We start from the raw sequence: 15,023 nt of genomic DNA, 5'->3' as shown, positions 1-15,023 counted from the left end.
TTCCATCTTCAATTTTTGGAACAAAGATTTTTAATTTTAAAAAGTCTTTTTTATTAAGAACTCTATTTCTTCCCGCGCCTCCTGGAGATATAAATTCTAATTTCCTTCTAAAATCTTCTTTAGATACTACATAGTTTAAAAATTTTATATCTGATTTTCCATCCGCTCTATAGGTTGGGAATCTATGCGATACTAATAAACCATCATTTTCTTCCTTTACCACTGCTATTGCGTGTTCCCATGCAAATGTAATATTTACGACTAGGTCATCTTTTTTTACAATAAATAATTTATCCATAGCAACGTTATCTGGGTTATCTACAAATTGTCTAAAAGTGCCTTTAGCATGAGACCTTACAGACATTCTGTAATAAGGTTTATTAGGTTTAGGAACTTCTCTAATAATTTGCTCCACCAATTCATCTAACTTACGCTCTTCCCAATCTTCCATAAATCCTGGAAACCGAATTTCTGGTTGTCTATTATTGCTCATGTTTGAACACCTCCAACGCGCCTTGTAACCACGCTTCATTTTCAGGTGTTGTTTGCAGGGAAGAGATAGCTTCCAAAAGTTCTTTTTCTAGCACTTGCTGTTCTTGTCGTATCTTCTTGATGTCATTTCCGACATGAACCATATCAATTGGTTCTTCTTCTTCGAACGTATCTACATAGCGTGGAATATTTAAGTTATAGTCATTTTCTTTGATTTCATCAAAGGTTGCCAAATGAGCGTATTTCTCGACATCTTTTCTTTCAGCGTAGGTTTCGAGGACTTTTTGAATATTTTCCTCCGATAATTTATTTTGATTTTTTCCTTTGACAAATTCTCGACTAGCGTCAATGAATAATACATCTCGAGTTTGGCGGTTCTTTTTCAATACAATCACCGTCGTTGGAATCGATGTACCAAAGAACAAGTTCGCAGGCATACCAATCACGGCGTAAATACTGCCGTCTTCTAATAATTTTTGACGAATGCCCCCTTCTGCAGCACCACGGAATAAAACCCCGTGTGGCAAGACGATGGCCATGGTCCCTGTTTCCTTCAAATGATAGAAACCATGAAGAAGAAACGCAAAATCTGCTTTGGATTTTGGCGCTAATTTCCCATAACGATTAAATCGAGAATCATCTAAGAAGGTCGCATCTGCTGACCAGTTAGCCTAATAAGGTGGGTTCATTACTACTGCATCAAATGTGTAAGGTTCATCTGTTGGCCAGTCCTTATTCAACGTATCCCCATTGCGGAGATTCATTTCTTCGGCATCTACCCCATGTAAAATCAAGTTCATTTTTGCTAGATTGTATGTCGTTGTATTTAATTCTTGCCCATGATATTTAACGTTATCTTGGTGAGTTAAGTAGTTACGTACGTTTAACATCAATGAACCTGAACCCATCGTTGGATCAAAAACACTAAAGAATCGTCGTTCTTTTTGGTCCAACGTCACAATTTGTGCCATCATATCAGAAACCATATGAGGCGTGTAAAATTCTCCGGCTTTCTTCCCTGCTTCTGAAGCAAATTGACTGATCAGAAATTCATACGCATCCCCGATCACGTCCCCATCGTGACCTAAAACTTCCACGTCATTCAATTTCTTAATGACTTCGGTAATCGTCACGTTTCGTTGTTGCTCATCTGTTCCTAGTTTTTTTGATTGGAGATCCACATCATCAAATAACCCATTAAATTGATTGTAGGTAGATGCCAATTGCACAAAGGCTTTGTTTAGATCGTTCAATTGGAACGTTGCTTGTTTTGCTTGATCCGCTAAGACGTTGAAAAGATACTCTGGTGCAATCGCATACCCCAAAATATCAACGATTGTGGCAATCAGGTCTTCTTTTGATTCTTCATCTGAAAGTAATTCACGATACAACATCGTTTGTTTGCTTACCGTATCATATTCCTCTAAGGATTCATCTGCTAAAAGAACCACTTGTTCCAACAATCGGTCGGATAAATATTTATAGAAAATCAGCCCCAATAAATAATTTTTATATTCTGACGCATCCATTTTGCTACGGAGATTATCTGCCGCACTAAATAATTTTTGATTTAATTCTGCACCCAAAAAGATACACTCCTATCTCTTATTTAAATTGCTATATACCCTCTTATTTTAGCATACTCCCTATTAGAAAAAGAAAAAAACTTATTCTTGCTAATAAACCACGTGAGAGGAGACTAACGTTGTTTGACATAACTTAAACTAGATCGTTAATTTGTTTATATTTCTACATAGTTATCTTTAGAACCATTCAGATACATATGAAACAATTACATATGATTTTTTCCATAAAAAAACAGTACTATCTAGTAGTATAAAATATACAAATTTCCTAAAAATTTTTTCACTAAAACTACTACCTGAAACAGTATGAAACACTAATATATAAACGTTTAATGAAACTATCTCCGTTTTATTTCAGATACAAATAAAAATAGTCGGACTCCAAACCCGAAAAAAAACACACCCCAAGTAGCTTATCCTAAGTTACTGGAGGTGTACAAACACGGTCATATAACAACGAGGTAGGGTAATCAATAAAAAGATGGAAAAACCGTTATTCAATAACTTTCTCAAATATTTCGTTGTGATCAATTACCTTTCCGTTCTTAAATACCACAGAATAATCTTTTTTTTCCATTTTCAAGTAACCTAAGTGGAATATCTTTACCAACTTGCTCTGTCACCGCATTACTGATTCCTGTTAGGTTAGCTAATAAATCTGATAAAGATTGAGCATCTGTAGAAATCTCTGTATTAGTATTTATCGTGATTCCTTTATCTTCGTTTACAAGTTTCCAAGTAGGTGGTATAGCTGTGTATGTTTCTACAAACGAATTAATTTTTTCATTAAGTGGCTTCTCTTTTATATTTCCTTCTAAAAACCCTTTATATATGGCTTGAGCCATACTAAAATAAAGCTGGCCTTGTTCCAATAATTTTACATCATTAGTTAGTAAAGCTGTGTTCACGTTATCAATCGCTTCAAGAAGAGTATCTTTGGTGTCCCTAACAGCTTTAGGTGTGCCTTCTGGAATTTCCCTACTTGATACCTCGTCGATTTTATCTTCCATAAAACCCTTAAAATCATATCTTTCTCCCAAATCCATAGAAGTTTTTGAGAAAGCTTTCATTTCTGAGTCTATTTCTTCAATAATATTTAACATGTCTGATACATATTGTTTAGGCTGATTCGTTTTTAATCTATATGTGGTAAATATCTCAATTCCTCCAATCATCAATAAAATTGCCAAACAAATCCATAATAATTTTTTCTTTTTCATTTTTCCTCCTATATACTGCTGTTATAACAGTGACTAATGTAAAGATTTTCCCAATAATCATTAAACTATTATTTACAGGGAATCAAAAAAACTCCTTAGTAAGCTTACACCTTTAGGAGTTCCTGTTTGGACGTTATGCATAATATATTTAAATCAATTTAACATTAACACCTCAGTATATGGTATTTCTACATAAACACGGTCTTTCTTTGGGTAGTATTCTATATTTATATTAATAGCACTTCCATTGTCTAACGTAGCTTTAGCCCGGTACGTGTTATCACCATTATCATGAGTGATCGTCACATCATCACATGACCGATTTAAGTTATACTGTTCTTGTAAAATCTGTGTTACCAATGGTTTCGATGACTTCTCTAATCCAGATGTACCTGTCATTTTTGAAAAAATGATACCTATAATAGCCAAGACAACGATACCTATAATGATAAACTTCTTGTTCATATTTACTTTATTCAACTTTTTATCTCCTATCTCCAAAATAATTTGCTCTTATCCCTCTTATCAGTACATTGACATCCCTAAAAGTACACCAAAGATTGCTCCAGCTACCCCTGCTATCATCAAAATCGTACCCATTTTCTCATCTTTTTCTCGATATAAGTAGCCCATAATAACAGCAACAGCACCAAATACAACAGGAATAAATGCTAACGATACTACCATAGAAATCCAACCAATAATCAAATACAGCTTCCCTGTCTCTTGTCCATGTACGATTTGTTCCTTCATTTCATTAATTGTCTGCTCAGTACTTTTCTTTACTGCGTCTGCTCCGGTTGTCTCATCTGTTTCTTGTAGTGCTCCGCAAAACTGGCAATACTTACTTTCATCTGTTATTTCTTTACCACATTTTCTACAATACATGTCTTCTCCTCCTAAAATCATTCAATTGCTTATTAGTTAACTGTTTACTTTATTAAACACATCAGAAAACAGCTCGTTTATTGGTACACTTAATATCTCAGAAAGCATTTTCATTTGATAGGGTTTAGGAATCGTTCTCCCTGTTTGCCACGAACTTACACATTGCTGTGTAACATTCATTTTTTTTGCTAACTCCGTTTGAGAAAGTCCTTTTTCTTTTCTGTATCGGCTGAGATTACTTACTTTTTTCATGATTCTCCCCTCCTGTTTTATTATATACAACAATATGATGTATTTCAACTCATAAAATATACAAAAACTTCAAATACCATTACAAATACAACAACTTGTTGTACTATACTGAGATGGGGGTGTATTAATGAAACAGAAACAATATGCAAAGGTCATTAGAGAAAAGCGAAAAGCTCTCGGGTGGACACAAAAAGAATTAGCTGAAAAAATCTTCTCTACACAACAGGCAGTAGCAAGATGGGAAAATTCTGTAACAGAACCTAACCTCGATAGCTTAACAGCTCTTTCTAGAGCCCTAGGAACCCCTGTAAGCCATTTTCTAGACAATGTTGTCGTAGATTATGAGGAAGAGTTTTTGGCTCTCTATCGCTCTCTTAGCACTGAAGATGCAGTTCGAACAATTGACTATATGAAGCTATTAAAAAGGCAAGAAAATGAACGCAATCAGCTATTGAAAGATTGAAAAATAAATAACCCACCGAACTTTAACGGTGGGTGTATTGAGATGAAATAAGATTAAGAGCTATGGATAACCTGTCTAGTTTAATACAATTGGGTCTTTTCTCTTCCTTACTCTCCGTCCATCATCTCTTGTTACACTTGTAAATTGATAAAGAGGAACTAATTCAACACCAGATGCTATCAATGCTTTTATTGTTTCATCTATCCCTGCCCCTTTCGCTAAATATATTAAAAAACTACTACTTGCTTTCACATTGTATAGTTTCTTAATATCCTTAGAAGCTCGTTCAAGAGTGAATCCTTGTTTAACAAAGTAGCCTCTGTTTTTTATTAAAGCATTTTTCACGCTGTTATACCCAACATTACGTAGACGTTCCCAAACAGTGTTAATAAGTTCTTTCTCTGTCATTATACATGTCCCTTGCCACGATAAGCCCTGTAAAACTTCATGTGCCTCATCTAAAATCAATTGTTTTTCTTTGCTGAGTTCTGACCGAAAATTTTGAGGAAATACTCTTTTAGCCTCTTTTTCGTTAAAACATATCTTAACCCAAGCATAAGAAAAATATTGATATGTAAAATGAAATTTTTTCAGAAGTGGAAGGATGTCTTCATTCAATTTTTGAATTATAGAAGTTGCATTAAAAACGTCTAATCGATAGACATTGCTTCTCTTATAATTAAAGTTTCCTAACGCTTTCTCTTCCTTTAACCTATTTAGGTATTCGAGCATCTTCAAAGGAACATCTTCATCATCTAATTTTTTTATCAATCCTATAAATGTCATAAATGATAGTAACTTATTACATTTATCTATGTCATAAGCTTTACCATAGTAAGAACTCATTTTTTTAGCTAGCTGTTCTCCTGACAAAATACAAGTTACACTTTCCTTACTATCATCAAAAAAATTAACATCAGAAAGCAAGATATCATAGACATGTCGCATTTCCTCTAGATAATTCCTTATTGTCCTGAAAAGTTTGTCTTCCATTGATTCAAGAGTGTCAAAAAGTACTTTTGATTCCTCTTTCAATTTTTGAAAATGCGTAGGATACAGGTCTAGGTTCTCTAATAGCCAGTTAAAGGTCTCTACCCGACTATCTTTCTTTAGAATTAACATCACAACCCCAATAAAATCTACACTGACACCACAATTACTAGAATGACAATAAAAAATGGAATGACCATTTTTCCTGGTAAAAATACTAGCAGAGGGATTATGGTCGTCGTGAAACAGACATCTTAAGTTTTTACTTGACTTAAGTAATTTATTCATATCAATGGTTAACAATCTTTCATAAATCTCATTAAAAGACATGTCGGAGGAATCAAACAGGCAGTCTTTAAACCACTGTTTCATTTCTTCTTTGTCGTCATTTTTTATCAACTTAACAAAATCAGTTTCATTGACTAGTTCATACTCTCTCTCTGAATCACTTTGACAATTTTTAGAACATGTCATGGTAAAATCAATCGGAAGCTCAGTAATATCTAACATGTTGTCTCCATTGATTATCATGACTGCATCTGACTTATACCCTCCAAAAAACATTCTAGTAGAAGAATCCACAGAATTATCACACCAAGGCATTTGCTCTTGTAAATACCTGTAAACAGCTTGCATTTCGTTATAGTCAGTAATCGCTTCTTTTAATAGAAAGACAATCTTGAATTTTTCTAGATTTTCAGAGTACCGAATACTTTTTTGTATCGCAAACGCAAAATTATGAACTAAATCGATGGATAAAGCCTTTTCTATGCTTAAGTATCTACTATCATCTTTACTTAAATCTACTACATTATCATTCTCATCTTTAACAGTGTTATCGACATCCAGAATAATTACTCTAGTTTCTAAAAACTCTTCACTTTTGTTGCCTTTATTCTTTGTCTTGCTTGGAATAAATGATTGTGATGAATTTAGTATCTCTACAAACTCATCTCTTGTAACTTCTCTGTAGTTATCTAAACATCTTTTTCGTATTTTCTTTTTTTCATCATCTATAACTGGTTTCTCTAATAGTCTTTCTTTATCTACATTGATTGGAATATTAATCATTGGTATTTCCTCCTTATATAATTCTGTTAAAGACTAAAACATACAGATAATAAAAACAAACTCTTTATTACTATATGTTTTAGTCTTATTTGTTTACTCAATCTTTATACTGTTCCATGAAACTATCAATATCAGATTTTTTGAATCTAATGACCGTATCAATTTTTATAACAGGTAACCCGTATTGAGAAACATATTTTCTAATCGTTCCTACTGATACACCTAGATATTCACTTGCCTGCTGATAGTCCATATACTCTAGAGTAACTCCAGAAATAATGTCTTCTAGCATAGGCTTTAGCACTGTAATTATCTCTTTCACTTGTTGTTCAACTTGTATAGAAACAATGCTATCAATGATTTGTAGAGACATATTTTCCCCTCCTTTCGTGATTACTTGAACAAATTTTCTAAGAATTATCTTCGTATTTTTTGCTCAAAATAAAAGTATTTTGTTATTAACCGATTAATCAAACAAAAAATGATTACCAGTTCATCGACATACACATAATACCTCGACGAAAAAGGGGTGTCAATAGTTTTGTTAAATTTATTTACAACACCCCTTTTTTAAGGTATACTAATTTTAGGAGGTGTGGTCAATATGATAAAGCGTCCACCAATAAATTATTTAGAACGAAAAAAGATACTCGGAACAAAAATAAAAGCTATAAGAAAGAGTAAAAAATTAACACAACCAGCATTTGGTCTTATGATTAACAACGGTCAATTGATTGACAAAAAAACTATCTACGAATGGGAAAAGGGAACCTATTTACCAATACCAGAGCGATTATCCCGAATTGCTGATTTGGGAAATATGAGTATAGAGGAGTTAGTTTGTGGCAATGTAGAAGAATATATTTTGGGAATTATTCTTTATAGAGATAGCATTGTACTAGATGGTATAACATTTCCAGATAAAAACCTGTTCCAGCATCTTCGTCAACAGTTCCCACCAGTACACTCTAATTTAGATACATGGCTGGATAGATATTCCAAATTAGAACCAGAGATGCAAGAATTTATTGCTAACAAGACTTGTAATAAAGTTAAAAATGAAAAAATTAGTCTTTTCAATATCTTAAAAATAGAAGAATTATTCATCAATGCTATTGTAGAAGAATTTGACAATAACATTCTTTTCCTCACTAGCAGTATAGAAGAACTACTAGAAAGAATGGTAGATGAATGGCTACCTATTCAATTGAAAGACATGTCTTATCCCGAAGAAGCTGTGAGAGAAATTACTGATAATATAAACAAGCTAGAACAAACGATTTCATCAATTGGGAAAAAATACACTAAGAAAAAAATGAAGGGAGGTGATACCATCTAGTGGTAAGTACTCCTTGTAAACTAAGAGGAGATGATTTCATGGCAAAAATATCAAAGTACAAAAAGAAAAACGGTCAAGTGGCGTGGATGTATAAAGGACACATTGCCACCGATCCACGAACTGGTGAAAAAATAAATACTACGAGAAGAGGTTTTAGTAGCAAACAAGAAGCTCAAAAAGATTATGACGAATACAGACATCAAATATTATACGGTGTTAAAAAGAAAGCACCTGATATGACATTTGAAGACCTGTATAATGAATGGATAGCTCATCAGCGTACCAGTGTTAAAGCTTCAACAATCGCAATTTCAGTAAGATACGCAAATAATCAAATACTTCCAGCATTTGGTAAGCTTAAATTATCGAATATCTCTGTCCCATATTGTCAAAAAGTGGTAGATGAATGGCACAGTAAATATGAAAGTTACGACTATATGAGAAAACAGACTGCACAAATTTTACGCTACGGGGTTGCAATGCAATATATTGACAATAATCCTATGGAAAAAACACTTCTTCCACGAAAAAAAGAGTATGAGAAAAATCGTAAATTTTACTCAAAAGAGGAGCTTAATGATTTACTGGATGCTTTTAAAGATTTTGGTAACATGAAACAATACGCCTTCTTCAGAATATTGGCATACACAGGTATGAGAAAGAGTGAAGTACTCGCTTTACAGTGGAAAGACATAGATACGTTTAATAAAGAACTACATGTCAATAAAACTCTTGCTGTAGATGAATTTGGTAACGTTATAATTCAATCTCCGAAAACAAGAGCTTCTAGACGAGTTATCTCTTTAGATACTGAGACTCTTTCTATCCTCAACAACTGGAAATTACAGCAAAAAGAAGAGTATTTAAAACTTGGATACAATACTAGCTCTAAAGAGCAACATGTTTTTACAACAGTTAAAAACACTCTATACATTCCAAACACTGTTAATGATTGGTTAAGATATATTTTGAAAAAATATAACTTGCCTCGTATTACACCTCATGGGTTTAGACATACACATGCTAGTTTATTATTAGAAGCAGGAGAATCTGTCAAGGTAGTTCAACAACGATTAGGGCATGAAAATAGTAAAGTGACATTAGACATCTATGCACATATTACAAATAATGCACCTAAGAAAACAGGTCAAGACTTTGCTGATATGATGGCTCATCAGTAAAAGAGCTGGTCAAAAGCTGGTCATTTCTAGTATACAGGCAAAACAAAAAAAGCTAGAAACCTTATATATCAAGGGTTCTAGCTCCTATAACAGGTTTAACCCACACTGCCTTCCATCTCATAACTGATCAATCGGTTCAGTTCGACTGCGTATTCCATTGGTAGTTCTTTGGTGAATGGTTCGACGAAGCCCATGACGATCATTTCAGTGGCTTCGGCTTCGGTCAAGCCGCGGCTCATTAGATAATAGAGTTGTTCTTCTGAGATTTTTGAGACTTTGGCTTCGTGCTCTAGAGAGACTTGGCTGTTGTGGATCTCGTTGAATGGGATCGTATCGGACTTGGATAACTCGTCCATGATGATCGTGTCACATTCGATGTGGGAAATAGAGCCTGCGCTGTTTTTGGCAAAGGTTACTTGTCCACGGTAGTTTACTTCGCCGCCGTCTTTTGAGATTGATTTTGAGACGATCGAGCTTGAAGTGTTGGGTGCATTGTGGATCATTTTTGCTCCTGTGTCTTGGACTTGGTTGGCTCCGGCGAATGCGATTGAAAGCATCGTGCCGCGTGCGCCTTTACCGTCTAAGTAAACGCTTGGGTATTTCATTGTTGTTTTTGCGCCTAAGTTGCCGTCGATCCATTCGACTGTGGCACCTTCATAAGCTTTTGCGCGTTTAGTTACTAGATTGTAGACATTGCTAGACCAGTTTTGGATCGTTGTGTAGCGGCAATACGCATCTTTTCTAGTAAAGATTTCGACGATTGCGGCATGTAGACTATTACTGGAATAGGTTGGCGCAGTACAGCCTTCGACATAGTGGATGCTGGCACCTTCGTCTACGATGATCAGTGTACGTTCGAATTGTCCTGTGTTTTCTGCATTGATCCTAAAGTAGGTTTGCAATGGAACATCGACTTTCACGCCTTTTGGTACATAGATGAATGTACCGCCAGACCAAACAGCTGAATTGAGAGCAGCTAATTTGTTGTCTGTTGGTGGAACAAGTTTTGAAAAATATTCCTTGAAGAGTTCTGGATATTCTTTTAAGGCAGAATCTGTATCTGTAAAAATGATCCCTAACTTTTCAAATTCATCTTTCATGTTATGGTAGACGACTTCTGATTCGTATTGAGCAGAAGCGCCGGCTAAGTATGCACGTTCGGCTTCTGGTATACCGATTTTTTCAAAGGTTTCTTTGATTTTATCTGGAACATCCTCCCAGTCACGTGCTGGCTTGTCACTTGGTTTTTGATAGTATTTGATGGCATTGAAATCAATGTCTGATAAATCGGGCCCCCAACTTTGCATTGGCATTTTGTTGAATGTTTCTAGTGATTTCAAGCGAAATTCAAGCATCCATTCTGGTTCGCCTTTGATTCTAGACATTTCGCGAACAACTTCTTCTGTTAGTCCTTCTCCTGTACTAAAAACTGGTTCTACATCATCGTGAAAACCAAATTTGTATTCTTCTAATTCTGGTACGCCCATGTTCTCACTCCTCTTCCTTATGGTAATGATGGAAGGTTGCAGTACCGTCTTCTTCCATTGCTTTTCCTAAAGCTTTCCAGCCTAAAGTGGCACATTTGATTCTGGCAGGAAATTTAGCGACACCGCTTAGCATCGCTGCATCTCCTAGCTTATCTAGGTCTGCTACTTCTTTACCTTGAACAAGTTGTAAAAAATCAACGGCTAACTTTTCGGCTTCTTCGACTGACTTCCCGATGACTGCATCTGTCATCATAGATGCACTGGCTGTGCTGATCGAACAGCCGCTGCCATCAAATGCGATATTCTTGATGATTCCTTTATCAACTTCGATCTGCAATTTGATGACATCGCCACAAGTGGGATTGTTCAATTCGATCTTGCTAGTTGATGCGCTCAACGTTCCTCGGTGATGGGGATGGGAGGAATGATCGAGGATGACTTGGCGGTAAAGATTGTCTAGTTTAGATAGTGCCATGTTGGAAAAACTCCTTTGTTGCGAGAATTGCATCGACTAAACGATCCGCATCTTGTTTTGTATTGTAAAAGTAAAAGCTTGCTCGTGCAGTGGCCGCGACTTGTAGATATTTCAGTAACGGTTGCGCACAATGGTGACCTGCTCTGACCGCTACTCCTTCCATGTCAAGGGCTGTTGCCACATCATGTGGATGGAGACCGTCAAGATTGAAGGCAATCACACCTGTGCGTTTGGCTGGATCTTGTGGACCATAGATCTTTAGCCCTTCGATTTGTTGTAATTTTGGCAACACATAAGCGACTAACTCTTTTTCATAGTGATGGATATTCTCCATTCCTATTGCTTCTAAATAATCGATTGCATGGCCTAGAGCAATTGCTCCTGCGATATTGGGTGTCCCTGCTTCAAATTTCCATGGGAGTTCTTTCCAAGTGCTATCATACAACTCAACAAAGTCGATCATTTCTCCGCCAAATTCAACGGGTTCCATTTGTTCCAGCCATTTTCTTTTGCCATACAATACACCGATACCTGTTGGTCCACACATCTTGTGTCCGCTGAAAGCAAAGAAGTCACAATCGATTTGTTGTACGTCAATTGCCATATGTGGTGTAGATTGCGCGCCATCGACTACTAGGATGCCGCCTTGTTCGTGGATCATTTGTGCCAGTTCTTCAACTGGATTGATGACACCAAGGACATTTGAGACATGAGCAATCGATACGATCTTTGTATTGCTGTTGATCAGTTCTTTGGCTTTTTCCATGTCTAAAAAGCCTTCTTCCGTCAACTCGATATATTTTAAGCTTGCGCCCGTTTTTTTGGCTAATTGCTGCCAAGGAATAACATTTGAGTGATGTTCCATATAAGAAACCAAGATCTCATCACCTTCATGGATAAACTGTTCACCAAAACTTCGTGCGACCCAATTTAGGCTTGTCGTTGTTCCACGAGTAAATAGTACTTCCGCAGTTTCAGAGGCGTTGATAAAACTTCGCACTTTTTCTCTTGCGGCTTCATATGAATGCGTGGCACGCTCGGCTAAAGTATGCACTCCACGATGGACATTGGCATTCTCATGTTCATAATAATCTTTCAAGGCGTCTAAAACAGCTTTTGGTTTTTGGGTGGTGGCCGCATTGTCTAAATAGACAAGGGGTTCATCATTGACTTCTTGAAAAAGAATGGGAAAATCTTGTCGGATCTTGTCTGCTGAAATCATGCTTTCAACTTCCCTTCGATAACTTCCACTAATTCTTTTCGCACGGCTTCTACTGGAATAGCTGTTAACACTGAACCTAAGAAACCACGAATGACTAAGCGTTCGGCTTCTTCTTTGTGTAGTCCGCGACTCATTAGATAGTACATTTCTTCTGGATCGACACGCCCGACACTTGCGGCATGTCCTGCAGTTACTTCATTTTCATCGATCAACAAGATCGGATTGGCATCTCCTCGTGCTTTATCTGAAAGCATCAATACTCGGCTTTCTTGTTGTGCATCTGCACCTTTTGCACCTTTTAAGATATGACCGATCCCATTGAATGTTAAGGCTCCTCTTTCTCTGATCACGCCGTGTTGCAAGATATGACCAATCGTATGAGGTGCTTTATTGGTTACCCGTGTATCGATCCCTTGTGTTTGTTTTCCGGAACTGATTGCCACGATCTTCACTTCTGAGTGTGCTCCTTCTCCTACTAGATCAGAGTCAAAATCTGCGATCACATTGCCATCGTTCATGACACCGATTGCCCAATCAACTGTGGCATCACGCATGATGTATCCTCGGCGATTCATATAAGAAGTGATGGATTCACCTAATTGATCGACTGCTGAATATTTCACTTTTGCACCAGCTTTAGCGATGACTTCAACAACGATATTTCCTGATACTTTTTTCAATTCTTCCCCTGTGGTTTGGAATCGTTCCAAGTAAGAAAATTCACTATGCTCATCGGCTACGATCAGCACATGCTTAAAGTAATGTTGTGCAATGTCGCCAGCTTGGAAAAATAGTGCTTCGATTGGTTCATCGATCACCACATTTTTAGGGACATATAAAAACAATCCGGTATTCATGAAGGCCGCGTGCAAAGCGGTCAATTGGTCTTCATCCATCTTTACAGCTTTTTGCATGTAGTATTCTTTGACCAAGTCAGGATGTTCTTGCAGTGCAGTGAACAGATCGGTAAAAATGACGCCTTTTTCAGCTAATTCAGTTGATAATTGTTCAAATGTTGTCCATGTACCTTGTTGGACGAGCACTGGATTATCTTTCATCTCATCAAATGCAGCTACGTTGCCTGCTTCACTGTATTGATCTGCCATGTCTTCGATATCGAATAGTGGCCAACGATGGAATTTTACACGATCGATATGGGGAAGTGGTAGTTCATCGGCTTTAGCTAAGGCCTCTTGGCGAAATTTAGTCATCCATTCAGGTTCGCCTTTGCTTAAAGAAAAATTTGTGACAGCGTCAAGTTGTTCGAGCCATTTCTTCTCTTTCATGTCTGCTCCTCCTTACGCTTCTTCTTCTTTGTAGTCGATTCCTAATTCTCTACTGATTCCCGCATATCCTTCGGCTTCGAGACGTTTCGCAAGATCCGCATTACCAGTCATCACTACTCGGCCTTCCATCATGATATGCACCACATCTGGTGTGATGTAGTTCAATAAGCGTTGATAATGGGTGATGATCAATGCACCAAACTCATTGTTACGCATTTCATTGACACCTTTTGCAACGACTTTCAATGCATCGATATCTAGTCCAGAATCGATTTCATCTAGGATGGCAAAAGTTGGTTCGAGCATCAATAGTTGTAGGATTTCATTTCGTTTCTTTTCCCCACCAGAAAAGCCTTCATTTAGATAACGTTCAGCCATTTCTTCTGGCATATTCAAAAGAGCCATTTTTTCATCTAATTTTTTCAAAAATGTCATCACAGACATCTTGTTGTCTTCTTCACGTTTGGCATTGATTGCTGCTCGCATGAATTCGGCATTGGTGATTCCTGGTATCTCACTTGGATATTGCATGGCTAAAAACAAACCTAGTCGTGCACGTTCATCGACTTCCATGTCTAATACATTTTTCCCATCAAACAAGATTTCGCCTTCTGTTACCTCGTAGTTTGGGTTACCCATGATTGCAGCAGATAACGTAGACTTCCCAGTTCCGTTAGGTCCCATAATTGCGTGGATTTCTCCTGTTTTCATTGTTAAATTGACGCCTTTAAGGATTTCTTTTTCCTCAATCGACACATGTAAATTTTTTATTTCTAAGACAGACATGCCAAATTACCTCCAAATTCTGTTTCGTTCTCACTCATTTTAGACTAATTGAGAATGAATCGCAACGTTATAAGTGCTTAAAATCAAATGTTTTTTCACGTGTTATCATTAAATCATAGTTTCTAAATAATAATATATATAAAGTAAAACGAAAAAAGAGCAAGATAAAAGTTAAAACTCTCTTTTATCTCACTCTTTGGATGGGTGTGGGACAAAACTAAAAATCAGGTTTGCTACAGACTCTCGAATAAACGGCGTCAAAAAGTCAGGTTCTTCGGAAATTTC

The 15,023-nt window shown here is 36.6% G+C and carries 14 protein-coding genes and 2 pseudogenes; 3 read left to right on the top strand and 13 right to left on the bottom strand.

Going from position 1 to position 15,023, the window contains the following annotated elements; all coding sequences use genetic code 11:
* The 6 genes and pseudogenes from ED2_RS12415 to ED2_RS12390 all read right to left on the bottom strand — a co-directional run.
* On the bottom strand, positions 1–493 hold a 493-nt coding region (locus ED2_RS12415; protein ID WP_060789854.1), incomplete at its 3' end, for a restriction endonuclease subunit S.
* Positions 483–2,078: pseudogene (locus ED2_RS12410) on the bottom strand (type I restriction-modification system subunit M). The pseudogene ED2_RS12410 and the gene ED2_RS12415, both read right to left, overlap by 11 nt.
* Positions 2,079–2,571: 493 nt before the next feature.
* Positions 2,572–3,298 (bottom strand): annotated as a pseudogene (locus tag ED2_RS12405) (hypothetical protein).
* 153 nt (positions 3,299–3,451) lie between these two features.
* Complete coding sequence (locus tag ED2_RS12400; protein ID WP_016176972.1) at positions 3,452–3,778, bottom strand: hypothetical protein; 327 nt, start codon at positions 3,776–3,778, stop codon at positions 3,452–3,454.
* Positions 3,779–3,823: 45 nt separating this feature from the next.
* Positions 3,824–4,186 carry a zinc ribbon domain-containing protein gene (locus ED2_RS12395; RefSeq protein WP_002324258.1) on the bottom strand — a complete coding sequence of 121 codons (363 nt, stop codon included), beginning with the start codon at positions 4,184–4,186 and terminating at the stop codon, positions 3,824–3,826.
* 36 nt (positions 4,187–4,222) lie between these two features.
* Entirely contained in the window at positions 4,223–4,438 is a 216-nt protein-coding gene (locus ED2_RS12390; protein ID WP_002296546.1) for a helix-turn-helix transcriptional regulator, read from the bottom strand.
* 127 nt (positions 4,439–4,565) lie between these two features.
* Here ED2_RS12390 and ED2_RS12385 point away from each other — a divergent pair, with 127 nt between their 5' ends.
* The gene (locus ED2_RS12385) at positions 4,566–4,901 is read left to right on the top strand and encodes a helix-turn-helix domain-containing protein (RefSeq protein ID WP_002301912.1); all 336 of its coding nucleotides are present in this window, start codon (positions 4,566–4,568) and stop codon (positions 4,899–4,901) included.
* Between the two features lie 75 nt (positions 4,902–4,976).
* Here ED2_RS12385 and ED2_RS12380 read toward each other — a convergent pair whose 3' ends face one another.
* Positions 4,977–6,962 (bottom strand): hypothetical protein, encoded by a 1,986-nt coding sequence (locus tag ED2_RS12380; RefSeq protein WP_016176970.1) that lies wholly within the window; start codon positions 6,960–6,962, stop codon positions 4,977–4,979.
* A 97-nt stretch (positions 6,963–7,059) separates the two neighbouring features.
* The gene (locus ED2_RS12375; RefSeq protein ID WP_016176969.1) at positions 7,060–7,335 is read right to left on the bottom strand and encodes a helix-turn-helix domain-containing protein; all 276 of its coding nucleotides are present in this window, start codon (positions 7,333–7,335) and stop codon (positions 7,060–7,062) included.
* Positions 7,336–7,566: 231 nt separating this feature from the next.
* Between ED2_RS12375 and ED2_RS12370 the strand changes: the two genes are divergently transcribed.
* Together ED2_RS12370 and ED2_RS12365 are read left to right on the top strand one after the other, a co-directional pair.
* Positions 7,567–8,301, top strand: a complete 735-nt coding sequence (locus ED2_RS12370; protein ID WP_002287709.1) for a helix-turn-helix transcriptional regulator — start codon at positions 7,567–7,569, stop codon at positions 8,299–8,301.
* 38 nt (positions 8,302–8,339) lie between these two features.
* Positions 8,340–9,482, top strand: coding sequence for a tyrosine-type recombinase/integrase (locus ED2_RS12365; RefSeq protein ID WP_016176968.1), 1,143 nt, complete (start codon positions 8,340–8,342; stop codon positions 9,480–9,482).
* A gap of 95 nt (positions 9,483–9,577) precedes the next feature.
* On the opposite strand, the gene sufB is transcribed toward ED2_RS12365, so the two are convergent.
* Genes sufB through sufC form a run of 5 tightly spaced genes read right to left on the bottom strand, consistent with a single transcriptional unit; the run spans position 9,578 to position 14,738 of the window.
* Complete coding sequence (gene sufB / locus ED2_RS12360) at positions 9,578–10,969, bottom strand: Fe-S cluster assembly protein SufB (protein ID WP_005879200.1); 1,392 nt, start codon at positions 10,967–10,969, stop codon at positions 9,578–9,580.
* A gap of 4 nt (positions 10,970–10,973) precedes the next feature.
* Positions 10,974–11,444 carry a Fe-S cluster assembly sulfur transfer protein SufU gene (gene sufU / locus ED2_RS12355; RefSeq protein WP_016176967.1) on the bottom strand — a complete coding sequence of 157 codons (471 nt, stop codon included), beginning with the start codon at positions 11,442–11,444 and terminating at the stop codon, positions 10,974–10,976.
* On the bottom strand, positions 11,431–12,666 hold the full coding sequence (locus ED2_RS12350) for a cysteine desulfurase (protein WP_016176966.1): 1,236 nt from the start codon (positions 12,664–12,666) through the stop codon (positions 11,431–11,433). The genes sufU and ED2_RS12350 overlap by 14 nt, the downstream gene beginning before the upstream one ends.
* Positions 12,663–13,952 (bottom strand): Fe-S cluster assembly protein SufD, encoded by a 1,290-nt coding sequence (gene sufD / locus ED2_RS12345; RefSeq protein WP_005879207.1) that lies wholly within the window; start codon positions 13,950–13,952, stop codon positions 12,663–12,665. The genes ED2_RS12350 and sufD overlap by 4 nt, the downstream gene beginning before the upstream one ends.
* A gap of 12 nt (positions 13,953–13,964) precedes the next feature.
* Entirely contained in the window at positions 13,965–14,738 is a 774-nt protein-coding gene (gene sufC / locus ED2_RS12340; RefSeq protein ID WP_016176965.1) for a Fe-S cluster assembly ATPase SufC, read from the bottom strand.
* Between the last annotated feature and the right edge of the window lie 285 nt (positions 14,739–15,023).

It is taken from the genome of Enterococcus durans NBRC 100479 = LMG 10746 (assembly GCF_001544215.1).
Lineage (GTDB): Bacteria > Bacillota > Bacilli > Lactobacillales > Enterococcaceae > Enterococcus_B > Enterococcus_B durans.
The sequence above is the reverse complement of the archived record's forward strand: the minus strand, read 5'-3'. Positions and strand labels throughout refer to the sequence as shown.

What these genes read in the sequence shown, in the direction of transcription:
- ED2_RS12395 (WP_002324258.1), bottom strand. Translation starts at nt 4,186, where the DNA reads ATGTATTGTAGAAAATGTGGTAAAGAAATAACAGATGAAAGTAAGTAT.
- ED2_RS12390 (WP_002296546.1), bottom strand. Translation starts at nt 4,438, where the DNA reads ATGAAAAAAGTAAGTAATCTCAGCCGATACAGAAAAGAAAAAGGACTT.
- ED2_RS12385 (WP_002301912.1), top strand. Translation starts at nt 4,566, where the DNA reads ATGAAACAGAAACAATATGCAAAGGTCATTAGAGAAAAGCGAAAAGCT.
- ED2_RS12380 (WP_016176970.1), bottom strand. Translation starts at nt 6,962, where the DNA reads ATGATTAATATTCCAATCAATGTAGATAAAGAAAGACTATTAGAGAAA.
- ED2_RS12375 (WP_016176969.1), bottom strand. Translation starts at nt 7,335, where the DNA reads ATGTCTCTACAAATCATTGATAGCATTGTTTCTATACAAGTTGAACAA.
- ED2_RS12370 (WP_002287709.1), top strand. Translation starts at nt 7,567, where the DNA reads ATGATAAAGCGTCCACCAATAAATTATTTAGAACGAAAAAAGATACTC.
- ED2_RS12365 (WP_016176968.1), top strand. Translation starts at nt 8,340, where the DNA reads ATGGCAAAAATATCAAAGTACAAAAAGAAAAACGGTCAAGTGGCGTGG.
- sufB (WP_005879200.1), bottom strand. Translation starts at nt 10,969, where the DNA reads ATGGGCGTACCAGAATTAGAAGAATACAAATTTGGTTTTCACGATGAT.
- sufU (WP_016176967.1), bottom strand. Translation starts at nt 11,444, where the DNA reads ATGGCACTATCTAAACTAGACAATCTTTACCGCCAAGTCATCCTCGAT.
- ED2_RS12350 (WP_016176966.1), bottom strand. Translation starts at nt 12,666, where the DNA reads ATGATTTCAGCAGACAAGATCCGACAAGATTTTCCCATTCTTTTTCAA.
- sufD (WP_005879207.1), bottom strand. Translation starts at nt 13,952, where the DNA reads ATGAAAGAGAAGAAATGGCTCGAACAACTTGACGCTGTCACAAATTTT.
- sufC (WP_016176965.1), bottom strand. Translation starts at nt 14,738, where the DNA reads ATGTCTGTCTTAGAAATAAAAAATTTACATGTGTCGATTGAGGAAAAA.